This window comes from Nitratireductor sp. GCM10026969 (assembly GCF_042660605.1).
Classification (GTDB): Bacteria; Pseudomonadota; Alphaproteobacteria; order Rhizobiales; family Rhizobiaceae; genus Chelativorans.
Map to the genome: position 1 here is coordinate 63,846 of NZ_JBHSUM010000002.1, position 20,071 is coordinate 83,916.

The 20,071-nt window shown below is 60.4% G+C and carries 18 protein-coding genes and 8 pseudogenes; 8 read left to right on the forward strand and 18 right to left on the reverse strand.

The features are described from left to right. The first annotated feature begins 402 nt into the window (after nt 1-402). The 4 genes and pseudogenes from ACFP9U_RS00985 to ACFP9U_RS01000 all read left to right on the forward strand — a co-directional run bounded on the left by ACFP9U_RS00985 (nt 403) and on the right by ACFP9U_RS01000 (nt 2,931). A pseudogene (locus tag ACFP9U_RS00985) lies at nt 403-1,355 on the forward strand (PQQ-dependent sugar dehydrogenase). 165 nt (nt 1,356-1,520) lie between these two features. After that, complete coding sequence (locus ACFP9U_RS00990; RefSeq protein ID WP_378618353.1) at nt 1,521-2,009, forward strand: twin-arginine translocation pathway signal; 489 nt, start codon at nt 1,521-1,523, stop codon at nt 2,007-2,009. Nucleotides 2,010-2,159: 150 nt separating this feature from the next. After that, nucleotides 2,160-2,627 carry a ferric reductase gene (locus ACFP9U_RS00995; RefSeq protein ID WP_378618354.1) on the forward strand — a complete coding sequence of 156 codons (468 nt, stop codon included), beginning with the start codon at nt 2,160-2,162 and terminating at the stop codon, nt 2,625-2,627. Between the two features lie 235 nt (nt 2,628-2,862). Then, entirely contained in the window at nt 2,863-2,931 is a 69-nt protein-coding gene (locus ACFP9U_RS01000) for a hypothetical protein (RefSeq protein WP_378618419.1), read from the forward strand. Between the two features lie 239 nt (nt 2,932-3,170). Here ACFP9U_RS01000 and ACFP9U_RS01005 read toward each other — a convergent pair whose 3' ends face one another. From ACFP9U_RS01005 to ACFP9U_RS01020, 4 genes and pseudogenes are all read right to left on the reverse strand, one after another. Further along, entirely contained in the window at nt 3,171-3,452 is a 282-nt protein-coding gene (locus tag ACFP9U_RS01005) for a recombinase family protein (protein WP_378618356.1), read from the reverse strand. A gap of 49 nt (nt 3,453-3,501) precedes the next feature. Then, nucleotides 3,502-3,609, reverse strand: a pseudogene (locus tag ACFP9U_RS01010) (hypothetical protein); the annotation flags it as partial. 27 nt (nt 3,610-3,636) lie between these two features. Then, a complete protein-coding gene (locus tag ACFP9U_RS01015; RefSeq protein WP_322450492.1) occupies nt 3,637-4,062 on the reverse strand; it encodes a hypothetical protein in 426 nt (141 codons plus the stop codon). Nucleotides 4,063-4,072: 10 nt separating this feature from the next. Next, nucleotides 4,073-4,327: a type II toxin-antitoxin system prevent-host-death family antitoxin gene (locus ACFP9U_RS01020; protein ID WP_113342252.1), complete on the reverse strand. Its 255-nt coding sequence runs from the start codon at nt 4,325-4,327 to the stop codon at nt 4,073-4,075. A 234-nt stretch (nt 4,328-4,561) separates the two neighbouring features. Between ACFP9U_RS01020 and ACFP9U_RS01025 the strand changes: the two are divergent. Next, a pseudogene (locus tag ACFP9U_RS01025) lies at nt 4,562-4,783 on the forward strand (choline dehydrogenase); the annotation flags it as partial. 53 nt (nt 4,784-4,836) lie between these two features. After that, nucleotides 4,837-5,247: pseudogene (locus tag ACFP9U_RS01030) on the forward strand (DUF3363 domain-containing protein); the annotation flags it as partial. Between the two features lie 133 nt (nt 5,248-5,380). On the opposite strand, the gene ACFP9U_RS01035 reads toward ACFP9U_RS01030, so the two are convergent. Next, a complete protein-coding gene (locus ACFP9U_RS01035) occupies nt 5,381-5,965 on the reverse strand; it encodes a TetR/AcrR family transcriptional regulator (RefSeq protein WP_378618358.1) in 585 nt (194 codons plus the stop codon). Between the two features lie 115 nt (nt 5,966-6,080). On the opposite strand from ACFP9U_RS01035, the gene ACFP9U_RS01040 reads away from it, so the two are divergent. Then, entirely contained in the window at nt 6,081-6,896 is an 816-nt protein-coding gene (locus ACFP9U_RS01040) for an SDR family NAD(P)-dependent oxidoreductase (RefSeq protein WP_378618359.1), read from the forward strand. Nucleotides 6,897-7,105: 209 nt separating this feature from the next. After that, nucleotides 7,106-7,674: pseudogene (locus ACFP9U_RS01045) on the forward strand (LysR family transcriptional regulator); the annotation flags it as partial. A 105-nt stretch (nt 7,675-7,779) separates the two neighbouring features. Here the strand turns inward: ACFP9U_RS01045 and ACFP9U_RS01050 are convergent. The 13 genes and pseudogenes from ACFP9U_RS01050 to urtB all read right to left on the reverse strand — a co-directional run bounded on the left by ACFP9U_RS01050 (nt 7,780) and on the right by urtB (nt 19,984). After that, a pseudogene (locus ACFP9U_RS01050) lies at nt 7,780-8,766 on the reverse strand (IS3 family transposase). 540 nt (nt 8,767-9,306) lie between these two features. Beyond that, nucleotides 9,307-10,461 (reverse strand): N-acetylglucosamine-6-phosphate deacetylase, encoded by a 1,155-nt coding sequence (gene nagA / locus ACFP9U_RS01055; RefSeq protein ID WP_378618361.1) that lies wholly within the window; start codon nt 10,459-10,461, stop codon nt 9,307-9,309. After that, nucleotides 10,458-11,273: a glucosamine-6-phosphate deaminase gene (gene nagB, locus ACFP9U_RS01060; RefSeq protein WP_378618362.1), complete on the reverse strand. Its 816-nt coding sequence runs from the start codon at nt 11,271-11,273 to the stop codon at nt 10,458-10,460. Before nagB ends, nagA begins: the two co-directional genes overlap by 4 nt. Then, nucleotides 11,270-12,193, reverse strand: coding sequence for an ROK family protein (locus tag ACFP9U_RS01065; protein ID WP_378618364.1), 924 nt, complete (start codon nt 12,191-12,193; stop codon nt 11,270-11,272). Before ACFP9U_RS01065 ends, nagB begins: the two co-directional genes overlap by 4 nt. Continuing rightward, nucleotides 12,190-13,264: pseudogene (locus ACFP9U_RS01070) on the reverse strand (ABC transporter ATP-binding protein). Before ACFP9U_RS01070 ends, ACFP9U_RS01065 begins: the two are co-directional and overlap by 4 nt. Continuing rightward, a pseudogene (locus ACFP9U_RS01075) lies at nt 13,265-13,959 on the reverse strand (N-acetylmannosamine-6-phosphate 2-epimerase). Then, the gene (locus ACFP9U_RS01080) at nt 13,959-14,387 is read right to left on the reverse strand and encodes a Gfo/Idh/MocA family oxidoreductase (RefSeq protein WP_378618365.1); all 429 of its coding nucleotides are present in this window, start codon (nt 14,385-14,387) and stop codon (nt 13,959-13,961) included. Before ACFP9U_RS01080 ends, ACFP9U_RS01075 begins: the two are co-directional and overlap by 1 nt. 429 nt (nt 14,388-14,816) lie before the next feature. Continuing rightward, nucleotides 14,817-15,146: an FmdB family zinc ribbon protein gene (locus ACFP9U_RS01085; RefSeq protein ID WP_378618367.1), complete on the reverse strand. Its 330-nt coding sequence runs from the start codon at nt 15,144-15,146 to the stop codon at nt 14,817-14,819. 11 nt (nt 15,147-15,157) lie between these two features. Further along, entirely contained in the window at nt 15,158-16,390 is a 1,233-nt protein-coding gene (fmdA, locus tag ACFP9U_RS01090; RefSeq protein WP_378618368.1) for a formamidase, read from the reverse strand. 33 nt (nt 16,391-16,423) lie between these two features. Then, nucleotides 16,424-17,113: an urea ABC transporter ATP-binding subunit UrtE gene (gene urtE / locus ACFP9U_RS01095; RefSeq protein WP_378618370.1), complete on the reverse strand. Its 690-nt coding sequence runs from the start codon at nt 17,111-17,113 to the stop codon at nt 16,424-16,426. Between the two features lie 3 nt (nt 17,114-17,116). After that, on the reverse strand, nt 17,117-17,890 hold the full coding sequence (urtD, locus tag ACFP9U_RS01100; RefSeq protein WP_378618371.1) for an urea ABC transporter ATP-binding protein UrtD: 774 nt from the start codon (nt 17,888-17,890) through the stop codon (nt 17,117-17,119). A gap of 11 nt (nt 17,891-17,901) precedes the next feature. Next, nucleotides 17,902-19,044, reverse strand: coding sequence for an urea ABC transporter permease subunit UrtC (gene urtC / locus ACFP9U_RS01105; protein WP_378618373.1), 1,143 nt, complete (start codon nt 19,042-19,044; stop codon nt 17,902-17,904). A gap of 13 nt (nt 19,045-19,057) precedes the next feature. Further along, nucleotides 19,058-19,984, reverse strand: coding sequence for an urea ABC transporter permease subunit UrtB (urtB, locus tag ACFP9U_RS01110; RefSeq protein ID WP_378618375.1), 927 nt, complete (start codon nt 19,982-19,984; stop codon nt 19,058-19,060). Nucleotides 19,985-20,071 lie beyond the last annotated feature (87 nt).

A 20,071-nucleotide genomic window follows, 5' to 3' on the forward strand; every position in this document is an offset into this window, starting at 1 on the left:
CTAAGCGCGGGACGCCAACCTGCGACCTTACGCCTGTCGTTTGGTGGATCGCGAGGGAGGTGGTGCGGACAATTCCGGCAACGGATCGCTTTGCGAGACGCGTGCTGCGACATTCTGATACCAGTGCGGCATATTTGTAAGACAAAGTTGCAGTAATTCCGACCACTTCGCGTCAAACTGGGAGAGTTGACGATGAAGAGCCGGGATTTCGACAACTGCGCCGGTGCTGGCCCCCTGAGACATGAGGTGCGCCGGTCAGCGGCATTGAGTGGAGCGTCCACCGTGGTTCGGTTCGCGATGTTCGCTCTTGCGTTCATCGTGATCGATGCCACACCAGCTGTGGTGCCCTCGGGCGCTCATGCCCAGTCGTCGAATTCAAACGCTACTCCGATATCGGGCGTAATGCCCGTGGGCACGCCCGTCGAGATCGTTTCAGGGCTCAGTATCCCTTGGTCTGCCGTGCCCGTGGGCGAGGAGGTGCTCGTCAGCCAGCGCGGCACAGCGGAGATCGTAGCGTTTCGACCGGGTGAGGCGCTGCGATCCGTCGGCAGTGTCCGGGTCTTCGTAGCCCGAGGCGACGGAGGGATGCTTGGCCTTGCCGTTTTGGAACAGGGCACGGATGTCTGGATCTACGCCTATCATAGCACGACGGAGGGGAATCGTATCGTGCGGATGCCGTACAGCAACGGCATGCTGGGCGATCCGGAGGTCGTCCTTGATGGCATACCCGGCGGGCGCAGCCACAATGGCGGCCGGATCGCGTTCGGCCCGGATGGAATGCTCTACGCCACGGTTGGCGAGACCCGAAATCTTGAACTTCCGCAGGATTTGAACTCGCTTGGCGGCAAGATCCTGCGCATGACTCCCGATGGCGGCATCCCGAGCGACAATCCGTTCGCCGATTCCCTCGTCTACTCGTTTGGACACCGCAATCCCCAGGGGCTGGCGTGGGACGACGCCGGGCAGCTCTGGGCGACCGAGTTCGGGAGTGATACCTGGGATGAGCTCAATCGCATCGAGCCGGGCGGGAACTACGGCTGGCCGATCGTCGAAGGCCGGGGCGGCAATCCCGATTACATAGACCCGGTCATGCAGTGGGGAACCCGGGAAATGGGACCCAGTGGGCTTGCTTACATCGACGGCACTTTCTTTATCCCGGATTGACCGGCCAGCGGCTGTGGTCGGTAACAATCGACGCTACGGGCAACTCCGTAGCCACCGCGCACTACACCGGCGAGTATGGCCGCATTCGTCACGTGTTCGAGGGCAGCGACGGCAATCTGTGGTTCCTGACGAACACGCGCGGCGGAGGAGACAATCGGATCCTCTCGGTCCCACTTGCGCCGGCGCAATGATGAACGCCGACACAAGCAACCGCTCGGCTCTTGGGAAATCAACAGGATCGCGATCCGAGCAGGTGCCGGTGACATCAGCCGGACATCGTCACTACCGGCCGCGGTCTCGTCTCGTCCGGCTCTATTGCTCGGTCGAACAGCGGCAATCCGAAAGGAGATGATCCCATGCATTCCAAGCTTTTGACCCGCCGGACCATGTTGGCCACAGGCGCCGCCGCGGTAGCGGTCGGGTTTTCTTCCCTCGTCGTTCCTGCCCGGTCGCAAAACATTGCGCCAACGCCCTCGATGCGTGGCGGATCCAACAACTACCGTCCCGGCGCGCCGATCGTGGAGAAGATCGGCGGCGGTGGATTCTGGATGTCAGGCACCGTACGCCGAGCAGGCGACGGCGCTCCCCTCGCGGGTCAACGTATACAGATCTGGGCGCATACCACCGAGGGACACGAACGTGACCCGCACAGTCATGGTGCAACGCTCACCGACGAAAGCGGTCGCTTCCGCCTTGAGATGCCTCAGATCATCCCCTCCTTTGGTCAGCCGCACGGGCACCTCGCCTATGACAGTGGCGATTTCGAAGCCGTCTTCCTGCGCCCCGTTCTGTCGAGCGCAAACGATACGAGCCTTGAGGTGCATTTCGTCCTGCAACCGGTCTGACGGAAGCGAATGAACCGTGCCCGTGCGATCTTGATATGGGTAGCCCTGGCGGTTGCGGTCGTCGTGCCCCTCACAGCTGCCGCAGCCAGCCCTCTGCTTGCATGGCGCGATCCAGTCTACATAGCGGCCGGGTTCGCAGGCGTTATCGCGATGGCTCTCCTGCTCATCCAACCCTTGCTTGTAGGAGGATTCCTGCCCGGGGTTCCTGCGCAGCGTGGGAGGCGCATTCACAGCATTCTTGGCGGGCTTCTGGCGCTGACAGTAGCCGCTCATGTAGCAGGTCTTTGGATCACCAGCCCGCCGGATGTTATCGACGCCCTTTTATTCGCATCGCCCACCCCGTTCTCATTTTGGGGGGCAATCGCCATGTGGGCGGTCTTCGGCACAGCGCTTCTGGCGGCGCTCCGACGTCGGTTGCCATTACGAGCACACACATGGCGACGTGGTCATGCCGCCTTCGCAGGGGTGATTGTGCTTGGCAGCGTCGTCCACGCGTTGTTGATCGAAGGAACTATGGAGCCAGTATCCAGGGTCGGGCTCTGCGCCCTGGTCATTGCGGCGACCATCATGGCAATTGTCAGGCTGCGAGTGTTTGCAAAACGAAAGAAGTCTCCTTGAGGCTTTCCATAGCTTGGGGCCGCCACATTCGGCTGTCCTTATCGATAAGCTCCAAGACAGGAATCTCCAGCCTTCGTCCCGTATTCTGGGACCGCGACAAAACGCGTTTCACAAGTCTCCAACGTCGCCCGTCAGTCCACGGCGATCGGGAGATCGATGAGGGCGAGGCGAACGTCGTCCGTGGCATCTTTCGCGAGTTCGCCGCCGGAGCGGTCCCCGCACCATCGCTAGAACGTTGAACGAGGAAGGCGTGCCCGGCCCGAACGGCAAGCCCTGGAGCGACACGACGATCCGGGGCACGTGAAGCGGGGAACGGGCCTCGTAAACAACGAACTCTATATCGGCCGGCTGATCTGGAACCGGCTGCGCTACATCAAGGATCCCTCCACGGGAAAGCGCGTTTCACGCACCCGGACTCGGAGTGGATCGTCAAGGACGTTCCCGACTGCGCATCGTCGATGACGATCTCTGGCAGGCCGTCCGCGAGCGCCAGGGCAAGATCGCGGACAAATATGCGAACGTCACCGAGGCGGTGCGCGAACGTCACAAGAAGAACCGTCTGAACGGCGCACGGCGGCCGAAATCACTGCTGTCGGCCCTGATCTTCTGTGGCTGCTGCGGTGGCCCGTACAGCTTGCGCGGCGCTGACCGCTTCGCCTGCTCCAGGGTGACGATCGGAACGCCCGCGAACGTCAGGTGCTTGTAGAATGTGGCCACATCGGCCTGATCGCGGCTGATGCGGTCCAGCGCCTCGGCCAGCACGACGTCGAACTGACCCGCCTGTGCATTCTGCAGCAGCATCTGGATGCCGGGCCGCAGGATCATGCTCGCGCCCGCCCGAAATCCCCGCATCCTTGTAGGTGCCGACCACCTTCCACTTGTCGCGCTTCGCTTGTTCGCGGCAGATGCGCAGCTGGTCGTCGATGGACGCCTCGCGCTGATTGTCGGAGGAATAGCGGGCATAGAGGGCAACGCGGGTCATCGGCCGGTCCTTTCAAAACTCCATGGTTCAGCGGCGCACCACGCCGCTCTTCTTCGCGCGGGCCAGTTCGAGGAAACTGGCCTTGATCTTTGCGAACAGCCCCGGCGGGATGAAGCCATAAGCGAACTCGCCCTGTTTGCCGGGAACCGGCGAGAGCCCGCCATTGGGCCATTCGTCGATATTGTGCTCCGATACGATCACCCAGCTCGGCGCGTCGTCGAGTCCGATGGCCTGCTTCACCTTCGCCGGGATCTCGATGCCGACCGTATCGCCGGAGGGCGGCGTATGGGTGATCGGCAGCAGCACCACATGGCGGGGCCGCACAAGCGCATCGGTCGCGGCGACGAGGCAGGTCGGGCGGTCCTTGCCCTGATCCTGGCCGGCGGCGGCCTCATGCGTCCAGAGGTAATCGTAGCGGAGGACGAGGCCGGGCTTTGGTTCAGGGATCGCCACGCTGCCCGCCTTACTTCAGGAGGTCGTCGAGATGGGCGTGCTCGGGGTCCATCTCGGCGCGCTCCACGGCGTCGATCACCACATCGGCGGCATCCGCCGTGCGATGGCTTCGCTGCGCAGCGGCGCGGAGCCAGTCGTAATGGTCGGCGGACATCAGCACGAACTCGCGCCGGCCGTGCCGGGTGATCTCTACCGGCTCGCGCTGCGCCTGGTGCTGGAACTCGCCGAACTTGCGCTGGAATTCGAGGGAACCGACGGTTGGCATGACAGGCATCCTTACAAATGGGATACCTGAATTATACGTGTAATTCGTGTTCTTGCAAGGATGGAGTTACGCATCCTCGTCTGCCGGGCGCTTTCTTTGCGCCTTACGTTCCCGCGCCATCTTGCGCTCGAACCTGGCGACCGATCAGCCGAGCGAGGGTCAGGACAGCTTCATCGGCTTGACCAGGGCCTTGATGGCTGGGCGTTCGAGGATTGCCTGCCGTACTTCAAGCGCATGGAAAATTTTGAGGGGGGCAAGGATCCGAACCGGGGCGGGAATGGGCCGTTGCGGGTCACTCGCAGCAAGGCTGATCACGCCTATTATGACGCATTTCTCGAAGCCGGCAGGCAATATGGCCTAGCCCATACCGCGGACTATAACAGTGTGGAGCAGGAGGGCACGCATGTGACCCAGGCGACGGTGTGGAACGGGGAGCGCCAGAGCACGGCAGTGGCCTATCTGCGCCCTGCACGGCATCGCGACAACCTGAGCGTTCTGACGAACATCCGCTCGCTTCGGCCGGCTTCGGCAAGGACGTGCGCAAGGCGATGGACCGCCGCCGCGAGCATCATATCGAACAAGGTGACGCCACCCGTCAGCACAACGGCCGCATCTTCTAACGGCGCAATCTCCTCGCTACGCTACGCGAGCGCGAAGTTGGTCGTGTCGGCGCGGAGATAGCCGAGAGCAAAGCTCTTTCGTTCCGGGCGGTAGCGGATGGTTAGAGCGTCAGCGGCAAGTTCACCGGCACCGTGCAGCTATCCAGCGGCAAGTTCGCCATGGTCGAGAAGAGCCACGAGTTCACCCTTGTCCCATGGAGGCCGGTCATCGATCACCAGCTTGGCCGGGACGTCACGGGCATCGTGCAGGGCGGGTCGGTGTCTTGGCAAGCGGGGCGGCAGAAGGGGCTGGGATTGTAGCAGCAAAGCAAACTTATACCGTCGGATCAGGATAACATCTCTCAACCGGATGCCTTACCGAGCCATGTTGTGATGAGTGCTGTGGTCTCGAACCCGCTACGGAGACGCTACGGAACTTCCCGATGTGCAGATCTCAGCGTTCGAGCTCTGCGCCCCTGATTAAGTGATCGATCAGATGAATGGCAGATTGTTTCCAGTCAGGATCGGGTCGGACGTTTGCCACACCGGTCAGAGCGCGGAGCAAGTCGAGCGGCTCGACGTCGATCCGGAATTTACCTGTGTCGGTCGCCCGCGCGACCAGTGCCGAAATCGGAGAGGACAACCGGGCATGTGTCTCACTGAAAAGGGCATCCGGTCCGTCGATTAAAGTGCTCAATGCGTCAGCCATGCCGCGCTTGGTATTGAGAAACTCCACGAATACCACGAGCCATTCACGCAGGGCCGTCACGGGGTCGTGATCGGCCGTTAGTTGTTCCGCCGTCCCTATCAGAGCTTCGACCTCCTCGCTGTAGACTTCCTGAAGCAGCGCGTCTCGGGAAGGGAAGTGACGGTAAAGTGTGGCAATGCTGACCCCGGCATCTCGCGACACCTGATCAAGACTGACCGCCGCGCCATGCTCGGCGATGGCATTTTTAGCCGCGATGATCAATTGCGCTCGATTGCGCTCGCCATCAGCCCGTTTCCGCCGTCTTGGAACGGATGTGCCCCATTTGCTCACTCAGATTGACTTCCCCTTGTTAAACGTAGTCATGCTACGTATATTAAGCGTAGAAACTCTCCGTTTGTACAAAGAACTGCTCTTGAATCCAATCCGATCCTATGGAGCGAACGCTATGACCGCAGACCGTACCATTCTCGTGACCGGCTCTACCGACGGACTTGGCCGGCGGGTTGCCGAAAAGCTCGCAGGGCCGGGCATTCATATCCTGGTGCATGGTCGCGATGCCAGCCGCGGCGAAGCGGTTGTCAACTCGATCGCACAGGCAGGCGGCTCCGCCAGGTTTTTCCAGGCGGACTTTGCCTCACTTGCCGATGTCCTCCGATTGGTCGAGGCTGTACAGTCCGAATGCGCGCGCCTGGATGTCCTGATCAACAACGCCGGAATCTCGAAGCCTAACGGCTCACGCCAGGAAAGCACGGATGGATACGAACTTCATTTCGCAATCAATTATCTTGCTACTTTCCTGCTGACGGAACGCTTGCTGCCGTTGCTTGAAGCCGACGGAGGCGAAGCGCCTTCACGCATCGTGAACGTAGCCTCTGCGGGCCAGAGCTCCATCAATTTTGACGATGTAATGCTTGAGCGCAGCTATCACGGTTACCGCGCTTATGGGCAAAGCAAGGTCGCCCAAATCATGTATACGCTCGACCTGGCTGAAGCACTTGACGCGCACAAGATCGTCGCAAACGCCCTCCACCCCGGTACCCACATGAACACCACGATGGTGCGCGAGGCCGGCATCACACCAAGCACTCCCGTCGATGCAGGAGCGGAAGCAGTGGTTACGCTCGCTGTCAGAAAAGATCGTGCGAAGACAACCGGCCTGTACTTCGATGGCCGGCGCGAAAGCCGGGCGACCTCCCAAGTTTACAATCCCGAAGCACGCCGAAGACTAAGGGCCCTCAGCGTTGAGCTCACGGGACGCTGATACCACGAGGCTGAATGTCGACTATCCAGGTCAATGAGATGGTCGAGCGAATTATCGTCAAGGAACTCAAAGCCAGATCGACCTAAAGGACAGTATGGCTATGGCTTTGTGCTGAATTCTTCGGGTACCGGTTACTTATAATGCGCAAGAAAAATAATTAATAGAAATAATAACGAAGAAATATTGCCGTTGCTTGACGGCGCATCCCAATGGTTGCGCTGATTCCAGGCTCTTGCCGTCGCTGAGCATCTTAATTTCCGCCGTGCGGCGAACGCTCTTCGCATCAGCCAGTCCAGCGTCAGCGCACGCGTGAAAACTCTGGAGGAAGATCTTGGCATCCGCCTTTTCGAGCGTCACGCGCGCGGCGTCCGGCTGACGGAACCCGGCAGCATTTCATCGAGCGAGTGACGACCGGCATCGACCAGTTGGAACATGCGGTCAGGACGGCTGGGATGGTGGCGCGGGGAGCGCAGGGCCGGCTACGCGCGGTATCCATGCTCTCATCCCCGGCAGCTTTCTCGCAGCCCTGATCGAACGCTATCGAGAGCAACATCCGGGTATCGAGGTTGAGATCGCGGAAGGCACCGCCCGTGATAGCATCATGCGGCTTCGGGCCAACAGGTTGGATCTGACTTTCGTGGCGGGCTCTCCCGGATTTCCCGACTGTCATTCGCGGAGGATATGGAGCGAACGGCTCCTGGCCGCGCTGCCCGAGCGCCATCCGCTCGCGGACGGAGCGGGTGTTACCTGGGCCGAGCTGGCGGGAAACACATTCATTGTCCGGCAGGGTGGCACCGGGCCACAGGTGTATGACTATATCGTCAAGCGCCTTTCTGGCAGCTCGCCGGGTGGCCTGCCCCTACGAGGTGGTCCAGTTTCAGTCTTAATGCATGATCGGCTTTCCGGCCATTACCTGTGCAGATGGTGGTGCCGATCCACTGGTTGGCGCCGGCCAGACAATGGCCTCCAAGGGTATCTGATCGTTCAGATGCCCCGAGACCTGACGCCCAAAACCGCCAATCCTTCCCGACATAGGACGTTGTCGGAACGAACATGGCCGGGCACACCACGCAGGATGAACAGGTCCGACAGGGCGTCGATGACGTCGGTCGCGTTGAGATTGCGAGCGATCCGGATCGCCAGGCACTCCCGGGTGAACTCGTCGATGATGTTGAGCATGCGGAACTTCCCGCCATTGTGCGTCCGGCCCTCGACAAAATCATAGGACCAGACATGGTTGGGGTGTTCCGGTCGAAGCCGGATACACGATCCGTCATTCAGCCAGAGCCGACCTCTCTTCGGTTGCTTCTGGGGAACCTTCAGCCCCTCCCGTCGCCAGATGCGCTCGACGCGCTTGGCATTCACCGTCCAGCCTTCAGATCGCAGCATCGCCGTGATCCGGCGATAGCCATAGCGGCCATACCGGGAAGCAAGCCGGATGATATCGGCGGTGAGCGCCTCTTCATCCGGCCGGCCTCTGGGCTTCTTGCGGTGGGTCGAACGGTGCTGACTGAGAACCCTGCAGGCGAAGCGCTCCGAGACGGAGAACTTCGACATCACATGGTCGACGCAGCGCCGACGGCGGGCGGGGCTCAGTAGTTCCCGAAGCAGCCTCTTTCAGGATCAGCTTCTCGAGCGTCAGGTCCGAAACCGCCTTGCGTAGCCGATCGTTCTCTTTCTCAAGCTCCTTGAGACGCTTCACCTGGTTGCCCTTCAGGCCACCGAACTCCTTGCGCCACCGGTAATAGGTGAATTGCGTCACGCCGATCGAACGAACAGCTTCGCCAACCGATTTCCCTTGCGACAGCAGAACATCGACCTGGCGCAGCTTCGCGACGATCTCTTCGGGCTTGTGCTTCTTCTGGGGCATTCCAACGTCCTCTCTACGGCTTAATAGCCTACTTCAGGGAGGATCACTTTTCAGGAGGCAGGCCATCCTCGATCGAGGCATCACGCTGGTTGTCGGACGAGTAACGCGCGTAGAGAGCGACGGTCGGCATGGTCTAATCCTCGGAACATCAGCCTTTCGAGTCTGAAGTCTTTTCCAACTCCGAACAAGACTCCGCATGGTGCTGTCTTGCAGCCATCCGTGCCAAAGCACGCACGATGTTCCGTAGCTTACTTGTGGTGCGGCGTTCGAGGTCGGGCCCCCTGTGTTTCGAATTGTTATCGGCGGATGCTCTTTTTTGCGTCATTCACCCTTAAAAGCAGCGATCGCCGTCTTCCAACAGTGGTACGCAGCCATCGTGAGCCAAGAGACAACTAGTCGCGATGGAGCTTGTTGGCCTGTCTTGGTTCCATCTGGCTGCATAGAATCGGGTCAGTTGCGCTTCCAGTACAAACAAATCGAGAATTTCGGCGAGTGCAGATTGGGAGCGAATTGTTGGTGTTTCTGCTGATAGTTTTGGTGTCAATGTCTAGTCACGGGTTTACCGTTGAACCAGACACCGGTGACATTCAGATTTGGATCGAGAGATACAAAACTTGCCGACTGGCCGAACTCGAGGCTACCAAGACCGGGGAAACGGTCTATCGCACGGGCTGGGTTTGCCGTTGCGGCCGTCAGCGACGCTGTCAAGCCCAGCCCTGACATATTCGCATAGTTGCGGATTGCTGTGGGCAGGTCGAGATCGGCGCCGGCGAGGGTGCCGTCGGCCAACCGCAACACGCCGTCTTTTCGAGTAACGTTGCGGCCATTCAGTGAGAACGTCGTCGTCGTTGTGCCAAAACAGGCCATGGCATCACTGACCAGCACAACCCCGCCGGCATTGCCGGTCATGCATTTGGCGGCCAATGCGATGTTCGCTGGATGGACGTGGACGCCATCGGCGATCACCCCGGCAAAAACCGGATCCTGTTGCAATGCCGCGCCGACGAGCCCCGGCTCTCGATTGCCGATTTGACTCATGGCGTTAAACAGATGGGTCACCGTACTTGCACCGGCAGCGAATGCCGTCTTCGCAGCTTCGATGCCGGTATTTGTGTGACCCAACGCAATAACGGCTCCTCCCTGCCTCAGCGCTCTGATCTGCTGCCCGGTTGCTGCCTCGGGCGCTAAAGTGACCAAGAGCGTTGGCAATTGCCGGACCGCTCCAAGCAAAAGTTCCAGATCGTCGGCCTGCATAGGGCGGATCAACGCGGGGTCGTGGGCGCCCTTGCGTTTGGGATCCAGATGCGGGCCTTCGAGATGAAGGCCGGCAAATCCGGGAATGCTCTTGCGTGCAGCTTCGATGGCGGCAGCAACCGCCTTGCGAGTTGTTTCTCGATCAGAGGTGATCAAGGTCGGCAGCAGGGCCGTGGTGCCAACCGCCATGTGCGCCCGGCACATCGCATCAATGGTGGCGAGTTCGGGAGCTTCATTGAGCAGAAGCCCCGCCGCGCCATTGGCCTGCAGGTCGATCAGGCCTGGGGCAATCAGAGCATTCTCGCTGAGGTCGATAATCTTTTCAGAACCGCTATACTCACGAGGGCGCACGGAAGCCACAACCCCATCCTCGACCACCAAGTCATGGCTGTTGCGAACCGTGACGCCGTCGAATAACCGCCCAGCGCGAAATATAGTCATCTGGCTGCCTCTCTCCTCGAACAGATAGGAGAGTTGAGCACCGGTTCTCTGCCTTCAGGATGCACCAACTGGTGGTAGTCACGCAGGTGCAACCGGGCTGCGGCGTCGGGATCCAGGATGATCGTTGCCGCAGGATGCAACTGCAGGGCAGACGCAGGGCATGCCGCGCTCAGCGGCCCTTCGATCATCCGCATCACCGCATCTGCCTTGGCGCTGCCAGTCGCCAGCAAAATGCAGGCACGAGCCTCGAGAATGGTACCGATACCCATCGTGATGGCAAAGCGCGGCGGTGTTTCTCCCGGGTCGAAATGCTTCGCGTTTGCTTCAAGCGTGCTCTGCGTCAACGTTTTGACCCGCGTGCGCGAGCAGAGGCTCGACGTCGGCTCGTTGAAGCCAATGTGCCCGTTGTGGCCGATCCCGAGCAATTGCAGGTCAATGCCGCCCGCAGTACGGATCGCCTGTTCATAGGCCTCTGCTTCCGTAGCGGGATCTGGTGCTGCGCCATTTGGGAGATGAGTATTGGTCGGATCGATGTCGACCCGGCTGAACAGCAGTTCGTGCATGTAGTGGTGATACGATTGCGGGTGAGTTGCAGTCAGCCCCACATACTCATCAAGGTTAAAGGTACGCATGTGTGCAAATGACAGGTCCTCGGTTCTGGCGGTTGCGATCCATTCCGAATAAAGCGGCTCCATCGTCGCTCCGGTAGCCAACCCGAACACGGCGGTTGGCTTTTCCCTCAAACACGCGGTCATCAGACCAGCGGCACGCTGGATTGCGGTCTTGGTATCCGCGCAGATCAGGACCTTCATTGGTTTCTGGCTTTCGATTGCTCGGTGGCAAACAAGAGGGCGCCGAGCAGGGGGCTATCATGCTGAAAGGTCGCTAACGCGGTCTCGATCCGGAAGAGGGGTGGCTCCTTGGCGAGAAAATGGTCGACGAGTTTGCCATAGCCTTCGGACAAACCGACGCTTCCACCCAGTACCATGCAGTCAAGCCCAAGACTCGCGCGTAGGCTGGAGCCCAAGTCCGCGATGGTGCGTGCCGAGTCATGAACCAAGCTCTCCGCCCAAGATTCACCTCTCCTCCAAGATTCAAAGACCTCTCTTGCCGTGACGGGATGGCCGGTTGCCTTGGCACGTGCGGCAATGGCGGTGCCCGAGGCGATGGATTCGATCGTTCCCACCCGGCCGGAGCCGCAGGGCAAGTTGGAACTGCGGGCGCTCATGAATCCCACATGCCCAGCGAGGCCGCTCTCTGAGGTCAACAATGTGTTGTTGAGTACGAAGCCGCCGCCGACACCGGTAGATACGGTGACATAGATCATGGACGCAGCATCTGCGGCCGCACCATGACGGGCTTCCACCCAAGCCGCGGCAGCGGCATCGTTGAGCACGAAGACCGGCCGACCTAATCCGCTGGCCAGTGCCTCCGCCAACGGCAGATTTTCAATGTGAGGCAGTGTTCCGGCGTTGACAGCAGACCAGAGGCCCGATGCGGCCACGCGTCCGGTGGCGGCAACGCCCAGTGGAGATTCAGAATCTGCCTCTACTTGGGTCAGCAGGTCCCGGCAAGTCTCGATTAGGCCGCGTCCACTCATGCCCCGATCAGTTGGCCGGTTCAGTCGTGCCACTTCGCTGCCACTTTCGAAGCGGGCAGCGACAATCTTAGTACCGCCGATATCCAACGCGGCACCAGTCAAATCAGGGGATACATTGCGCTCGCCAGTCATGCGTTCAAACGTAGACCGGATTCGGGGTCGAAGATGTGCAGCTTTTCAGGATCGATGGCCAACTTGATTGTCGCACCCGGTGCAGTATCCGTTCGCTCACGGAGGGTCACATCGATCCTGGTGCCGTTGAAATCACATTCCAGCAAGGTTTCATTCCCGGTTGGCTCGATGACCTTAACGACTGCCTTGGCGCCGGCTTGGGCTTCAGCAATGGAAATGTGCTCTGGCCTGATGCCCAGTGTGACTTCGTCCGCCGACGAACCTGCAAAACCGGAAGGAAGTGGGAGGAGCATATCTTTGCCAACGTGCAGGCGTGGTTCCGGTCCATTGCGGTCGATGCGCGCTTTGATGAAGTTCATCGCGGGCGCGCCAATGAAGCCAGCCACAAAAATATTGGCTGGTTGATCATAGAGTTCCAGGGGCGCGCCGGCTTGTTCAATCACTCCATCGCGCATTACCACGACTCTGTCGGCCATTGTCATGGCCTCGATCTGATCGTGGGTGACATAGATCGACGTCGTTTTCAGCCTTTGGTGAAGTTCCTTGTTCCTTGCGCATCTGGATGCGCAGCTTGGCGTCTAGATGGGACAAGGGTTCGTCAAACAAAAAGACTTGCGGATCACGCACAATCGCACGCCCCATCGCCACGCGTTGCTTCTGTCCGCCAGACAGCTGTTTGGGAAGTCGGTCCATAAGTGCGGACAGGCCGAGGATCTCGCTGGCCAATCTGACACGCTCTTCAATCTCTGGTTCGGGCGCGTTGCGGATGCGCAGAGCGAATGACAGGTTGTCGCGGACGTTCATATGGGGATAAAGCGCATAGGACTGAAACACCATTGCGATGTCCCGATCCTTGGGTGCCACACCATTTACTAAGTTGCCGCCGATGCTGATTTCGCCAGATGTAACGGTCTCCAATCCGGCGATCATCCGCAAGAGTGTGGATTTGCCGCAACCGGAAGGCCCAACCAGTACGAGGAATTCGCCATCCTCGATCTCAAGATTTATGTCACGTAGGACCTCGACCGAGCCAAAATCCTTGTTGGTATGACTGATCGTGACATTCGCCATTCACTGAGTCTCCTTGTACGCTGCCTTGACTGCGTGGGCGAAACCTCCGACAGCAACTTCCAGTCTCGTGAGCGCGGAACCCACGGTAACGCCGTCCGCGCCCGCCTCGATTGCTTGTCGACAAAGTTGCGGCGTATTGAGTCGTCCCTCAGCGATCAGGAAGAATGGTTGATCACGCAGTTCAGCAATGAGGGATAGATCAGCTCTTCCGGCGTGGCTCCGGTGACATATCCTGACAATGTGGTGCCTATAATCTTGGCCCCGTGGTCAAAGGCGGAGTGAGCCTCTTCCGCGTTTGAAATATCGGCCATTACCAACCGGCCGACAGCTTTGGCCGCCGCGCAGATTGCGGAGAACGAACGCGGTCTTTCTCGATTTGTGCCGTCAATCGCGATAATATCGGCACCGGCATTGGCCAAGCTTTCGACGTCGGTTTCAAACGGCGTAATTCGTACATCAGAGTAGTCGAGTTCGCGTTTGACAATTCCGATGATTGGAGCATCGGGCAGAGCTGCCCGGACCTTGGCAACGCGGTCCACTCCTTCGATGCGCAGCCCCACAGCCCCGCCGTCAATCGCCGCGCAGGCCATTGCAACGACGATGTCGTCACGATCCATCTGGCCGCCAGTTACGGGCTGAACGGAGACGATGAGCCCGCCTTTGAGCAGACCCAGTATGTTGTTCTGATAGACCATCACACCAAGCTATTCGTACTAAGGTCGACGGGCTTGTTTGTTCGGGCGGATTGCTGTGCGGCACTGACCATCGCGACCGCAGCAATACCGTCATCAGCGGTTACTGGCATTGGGCTATTGTGCTGCAAGGCGCTGACAAAGGTGCGATTTTCATTGACCAGTGCCTGGGTCAGCAGAGGCTGCTTGGAACCGTCCGCATGGTGGAAAGTCACCATCGCGTTCGAAAAGTCGAGGTTCACGATGCCCTTGTCGCCGGTAATGTCGAGCCTGAAATCAAAGCTGGAGGGATGAGTTTCCGGAACGAACCAGCCACAATGCAGGCAAGCCACCACGCCGTTGTCGAACATGATGGTCGTGAACGTCTCGTCCTCTACGTTGTATCCATGAGTCACGCTTGTGGCGTTCTCGCAACCAGCTGACGAGGCCAATCAGAAATATTCGGGGTATTTGGACCTGATCTGCTCGATGAAGCTGAGTGTGCCCGAGAGATGTTCGCGAATGGAACCTTGCAGAACTTTGCGAGAATTGGCGGTTGTGTCGCAAATTTGGCACTTCGCTCCAACCGTCCGGTTGGTTGCGACGGCTCACATGGCCGTGTCCATCTCAACGGATGACTTGAGGCCACGGTAGCTGTCCGATATTTGGTAAGTCAATCTGAGGGCCTTCGTGTCCCCTGGGGTTTCAATCGGTCCTTCTGTAACCGCCGGCCGAGCGGTCTTGCGCGAACCTGCCGTCGACACGCCATCCGCCTCGTTCTTGGCGCCGCGTCTCGCGCCGAGTACCCCATTGCACCCCGCATCAAGTCGCCGATGACCGACAACTATTTGGAAAAACACGCGTTTATGGACAGGCACTAGCTAGTGACTTACCATCCAAGGCCGGGCCGTGGGGAAGGCCTTGGATCCGTCCGGTCGAGTGAGGGTTCGAGATGATGGCTTGGCGGAGCAACAGGAGCATCCGGGGCCGTGGCCCGCTTGGGTGCTCTTCGGGCTCACCGTCGAGCGCTCGTTGGTGGCGTGTGCTGCCCGCATGCCAGGCTCCATGAGGGCGAAGTTGGGTGTGCGTAGGATGACACGGGGGGCGGACGTACCGCAATCGGGGCAGTCGCAGGGTTCCGCCGAAGCGGCCATGGGACGGAGCGCGGTGAAGACACCGCACTCCGCGCATTCGTAGTCGTAAAAGGGCATGGCGAGCCACCTCAGAGATCGTGCGCCAAGGGCACGGATATGGAACCATCGAGGAACTTCGTCGGCCCGGCGCTGCCCGGCATGATGTCGAACTCGAAGATGTCGGTCGGCAGCCAAAGCGTGGCGCACGCGTTGGGTATGTCGACCACGCCGGAGATATGGCCCTGCACGGGTGCTGTGCCGAGGATGGCATAGGCCTGGGCACGCGAATAGCCGAACTTCGTCAGATATTCGATGGCGTTGAGGCAGGCCTGGCGGTAGGCGATGTGTACGTCGAGATAATGCTGCTTGCCGGCTTCGTCGACCGAGATGCCCTCGAAGATGAGATAATCGTCGTATTTCGGCGTGATGGGCGAGGGGCGGAAGATCGGGTTCCTGATGCCATATTTGGCCATGCCGTCCTTGAGCAGCGAGACCTTGATGTGCAGCCAGCCGGCCATCTCGATGGCGCCGCAGAAGGTGATCTCGCCGTCGCCCTGGGAGAAGTGGAGATCGCCCATGGAGAGTCCGGCGCCGTCCACATAGACAGGGAAGTAGATCTTGGAGCCGCGGCTCAAATCCTTGATGTCGCAGTTGCCGCCGTGTTCGCGCGGCGGCACGGTGCGCGCGCCCTCGGCGGCGGCCTTGTCGCGCGCTTCGCCCTTGAGTTTGCCCATATGGGCGGACTTGTCGCCATTAGGCAGCGTGGCAAGGGCCGGCACGCGCTCGGGGTCGGTATCGAACAGCGCTTTCTCGCGCGTGTTCCACATCTCCAGCATCTTTCTGTCCGGCAGGCAGCCGATCAAGCCCGGGTGGATGAGGCCGGCATATTTGACGCCCGGCACGTGGCGGGAGGAGGTAAACATGCCGTGGAAATCCCAGATGGATTTCTGCGCCTCGGGGAAATGCTCGGTCAGGAAACCGCCGCCATTCTTCTTGGAGAAGAAGCCGTTGAAACCCCACAGCGAATTCTCGAATGCGCCGATATCGAGGATGTCGACCACCAGGAGATCACCCGGTTGCGCGCCCTTGACGCCGATCGGCCCTGACAGGAAATGGACCTGGTTCAGGTCGACGTCGCGCACGTCCGAAGCGTCGTCGTCATTCTTGATCTGACCGCCCGTCCAGTCATGCGTCTCGACGCGGAAATCGTCGCCCGGTTCAACCCAGCAGGCCATGGGGATGTCGGGGTGCCAGCGGTTGTGGATCATCTCGTTCTCGTAGGGCGAAGACGCGAGATCGACCTTGATCAATGTGTCGGGCATGGGTGGCTCCTCTCTTGTGATTGGTTGAACGGATCAGACGGATAGGAAGGAAGCGACTTTCTTCTCGTCGATCCCTTCCCGCGGGCTCTCGTGGACGAACGCACCGTTCTCGATGACGAGCATCCGGTCGGCGATGTCGAGGGCGAAGCTCAGGACCTGCTCGGAGACGACGATGGAAAGGCCCCGCGCATCGCGGATGCGGCGCAGCGTGCGCGCCATCTCCTTGATGATGGAGGGCTGGATGCCCTCCGTGGGCTCGTCGAGCAGCAGCACCTTGGGGCGTGAGGCGAGGGCGCGAGCGATTGCCAGCTGTTGCTGCTGGCCGCCCGAGAGGTTGCCGCCGCGCCGCCCCTTCATTTCGATAAGCACGGGGAACAGCTTGTAGATGTCACCGGGGACAGTGCTTTCGCCGGTGACGGTCAGCCCCGTCTCGATGTTCTCCTTCACCGTCATGGTGGAGAAGATCATGCGGCCCTGCGGGACATAGGCGAGGCCGTTGGCCACGCGCTCGTAGCTTTCCGCCCCCTCGATCGCCGCGCCGTCGACGCTGATGCCGCCCGACTGCGCGGGCACCATGCCGATGAGTGACTTCATGAGCGTGGTCTTGCCCATGCCGTTGCGGCCCATGATGGCGACGATCTCGCCGGGTTGGACGCGGAAGGAGACGGAGTGAATAACCTCGCTCTGGCCGTAGGAGACGGAAAGGTTTTCGACGCTCAGCATTTTCTAGTGCCCCAGATAGACTTCGATGACCTTCGGGTCGTGCTGGACATGGTCCATCGAGCCCTCCGACAGCACCTTGCCCTGGTGCATGACCGTGACGCGGTGGGCGATGTCCTGGACGAATTTCATGTCGTGCTCGATGACGATCACGGAATGGTCCCGGATGATCTGGTGGAGCAGTTCTGCCGTTTTCACGCGCTCCGACACGCTCATGCCGGCCACCGGTTCGTCGAGCATCAGGAGCTCCGGGCTCTGGATCAGAAGCATGCCGATCTCCAGCCATTGCTTCTGGCCGTGGCTCAGGATCGCCGCCTGCGTGTCGAGTTGGTCCTTGAGGAAGATCATTTCCGCGATCTCCTCGACCCGTTCGATAACCTGCGCATCCCGCCTGAAGGCCAGCGCGCCGAAGACGCCGCGTCCGCGCGGGAAGGAGAGCTCCAGGTTCTCGAAGACCGTCAAATCCTCGTAGATGGACGGGTTCTGGAATTTACGGCCGACGCCGGCATGGACGATCTGGTGCTCCTTCATGCGCGTCAGTTCCTGATCGCGAAAGCGGATCGAGCCTTCGGTCGCTCTGGTGCGTCCGCAGATCAGGTCGAGTACGGTCGTCTTGCCGGCGCCGTTGGGGCCGATGATGACGCGGATCTCGTTCTCGTCCACGTAGAAGGAGAGGTCGTTGACCGCCTTGAAGCCATCGAAGGAGACGGTGAGCCCTTCGACCGAGAGCAGGAAGTCCTTGGGCGCGGGGCTGGCCGGAGCCGTGCTTGCCTGTTGCATGGATCGGTCTCCTATTCGGCCGCGAGCTTGGCCGGCTCCGCGGCTGTCGTCGTTTCCCGTACCGCCACGACCGGCGGCTTACGCAGGAGCCGCGCCAGAAGCGGCTCGACATGGGAATGAAAGAGGCCGGCAAGCCCGTTGGGGAAGGTCATGACGACCGCGATGAAGAGCCCGCCCATCGCAAAGAGCCACAGTTCCGGGAAAGTCTCGGAAAAGCTGGTCTTCGCCCAGTTGACGATGAGCGCGCCGTAGACCGCGCCGAAGAGCGACAGCCGCCCGCCGACCGCTGCGAAAATAACCATCTCGATCGACGGCACGATGCCCACGAATGAGGGTGACATGAAGCCTACCTGCAGCGTGAACATCGCCCCGCCGATGGCCGAGAAGGCGGCCGCGAGGCAGAAGATGAAGATTTTGAAGTTCGCCACGTCATAGCCGGAGAAACGCACGCGATCCTCCTTGTCGCGCATGGCGATGAGGAGGCGGCCGAACTTCGACACACGCACCATCTGCCCGATCATGAGGACGGCGATCAGGAGGGCGGCGTTGACGAAGTAGAGGATGAACTTGGCGCTGTCGGTGCGGATATCCCAGCCAAGCAGCGTACGCAGGTCGGTGATGCCGTTGACGCCGCCCGTATAGCCCTGCTGGCCGACGATCAGGATGGTGAGGATGGCTGCGAACGCCTGCGTGATGATGGCGAAATAGACGCCGCCCACCCGCCTTTTGAACATGGCCGCGCCGATGATCCAGGCAAAGATGACGGGCACTACGACGACCGCAGCGAGGGTGAAGGGGAACGACTTGAACGGGACCCACCAGAAGGGAAGCTCGGTCACCTGGTTCCAGTCCATGAAGTCGGGAATGCCGGGGGTGGACTGGATGGCCGTATTTTCCGGGCTGGAGGCTTCCAGCTTCAGGAACATCGCCATGCAGTAGCCGCCAAGCCCGAAGAAGATTCCCTGTCCGAGGCTCAGGATCCCGCCATGGCCCCAGCACAGCACGAGGCCGACGGCCACGAAGGCATAGGTCAGATATTTGCCGACGAGGTTGAGGCGGAAGATGTCCATCGTGGCGGGGAAGACGATGAGGATGAGCGCGGAGAGGATGGCGAGTGCGAGCCATTCGCGCCGGGAATAAAGGGTGATGTTCATGGCGAGTTCCCCGTCAGCGGCGCATCTTGAGGGTGAAGAGGCCTTCCGGCCGCAGCATGAGGATGCCGACGACGGTCAGAAGCGTGAGCACCTTGGCCATGGAGCCCGACATGAAGAACTCCATCGTCGACTGCGCCTGTGAGATGGTGAAGGCCGAGGCGATGGTGCCGATGAGGCTCGCAGCACCGCCGAAGACGACGACGAGAAAGGTGTCGACAATGTAGAGCTGGCCGGCCGTCGGCCCGGTGGAGCCGATCATTGTGAAGGCGGAGCCGGCCACGCCCGCCACGCCGCAGCCGAGGCCGAAAGTCAGGCGGTCGACCTTCTTGGTGTTGATGCCGACGGCACCCGCCATGGCGCGGTTCTGCACCACTGCGCGCACCTGCTTGCCCCAGCGGGAGCGGAACATCAGCATGAAGACGGCGAGCGAGATCAGCATGGTCAGCGCCATCACGAAAAGGCCGTTGATCGGCACCTCGATGATGTCGGTGAGAGGGAAGGAGCCCATCATCCAGTCCGGCAGGCTGACGCCGACCTCGCGGGCGCCGAACACGGAGCGGTAGAGCTGCTGCAGGATAAGGCTCAGCCCCCAGGTGGCGAGCAGCGTGTCGAGCGGGCGCTTGTAGAGGTGCCTGATCAGCGCACATTCGACGAGGATGCCGAGCGCGCCGGAGGCCACGAAGGCGAGCGCCATGGCGATGAAGAAGTAGATGGGAAAGAGCGCGGGTACGTATGCCGTCACGAATTGCGAGCAAAGCCATGTGACATAGGCGCCGAGGATCATGAACTCGCCATGGGCCATGTTGATGACGCCCATCTGGCCGAAGATGACGGCAAGCCCAAGCGCCATCAGCACAAAGACGGAAAAAAGGATCAGCCCGGCGAAGCCCTGCATCGCCAGGATGGAGCTGAATTCGACAAGCGTATAGTCGCCAATCATGTTCGCCTCGCGCAGACACAAGGTGCAGGTAGGACGGCGGAGAGGAGAGCCCCTCCGGATGAGCGCCGGCGGGGCCGGGTCGGAAAG

Excerpts from the sequence above, each read along its gene's own strand:
- ACFP9U_RS00990 (WP_378618353.1), top strand. The coding sequence starts at position 1,521 with ATGCATTCCAAGCTTTTGACCCGCCGGACCATGTTGGCCACAGGCGCC.
- ACFP9U_RS00995 (WP_378618354.1), top strand. The coding sequence starts at position 2,160 with ATGGCTCTCCTGCTCATCCAACCCTTGCTTGTAGGAGGATTCCTGCCC.
- ACFP9U_RS01005 (WP_378618356.1), bottom strand. The coding sequence starts at position 3,452 with ATGATCCTGCGGCCCGGCATCCAGATGCTGCTGCAGAATGCACAGGCG.
- ACFP9U_RS01020 (WP_113342252.1), bottom strand. The coding sequence starts at position 4,327 with ATGCCAACCGTCGGTTCCCTCGAATTCCAGCGCAAGTTCGGCGAGTTC.
- ACFP9U_RS01040 (WP_378618359.1), top strand. The coding sequence starts at position 6,081 with ATGACCGCAGACCGTACCATTCTCGTGACCGGCTCTACCGACGGACTT.
- nagA (WP_378618361.1), bottom strand. The coding sequence starts at position 10,461 with ATGACTATATTTCGCGCTGGGCGGTTATTCGACGGCGTCACGGTTCGC.
- nagB (WP_378618362.1), bottom strand. The coding sequence starts at position 11,273 with ATGAAGGTCCTGATCTGCGCGGATACCAAGACCGCAATCCAGCGTGCC.
- ACFP9U_RS01065 (WP_378618364.1), bottom strand. The coding sequence starts at position 12,193 with ATGACTGGCGAGCGCAATGTATCCCCTGATTTGACTGGTGCCGCGTTG.
- ACFP9U_RS01085 (WP_378618367.1), bottom strand. The coding sequence starts at position 15,146 with ATGCCCTTTTACGACTACGAATGCGCGGAGTGCGGTGTCTTCACCGCG.
- fmdA (WP_378618368.1), bottom strand. The coding sequence starts at position 16,390 with ATGCCCGACACATTGATCAAGGTCGATCTCGCGTCTTCGCCCTACGAG.
- urtE (WP_378618370.1), bottom strand. The coding sequence starts at position 17,113 with ATGCTGAGCGTCGAAAACCTTTCCGTCTCCTACGGCCAGAGCGAGGTT.
- urtD (WP_378618371.1), bottom strand. The coding sequence starts at position 17,890 with ATGCAACAGGCAAGCACGGCTCCGGCCAGCCCCGCGCCCAAGGACTTC.
- urtC (WP_378618373.1), bottom strand. The coding sequence starts at position 19,044 with ATGAACATCACCCTTTATTCCCGGCGCGAATGGCTCGCACTCGCCATC.
- urtB (WP_378618375.1), bottom strand. The coding sequence starts at position 19,984 with ATGATTGGCGACTATACGCTTGTCGAATTCAGCTCCATCCTGGCGATG.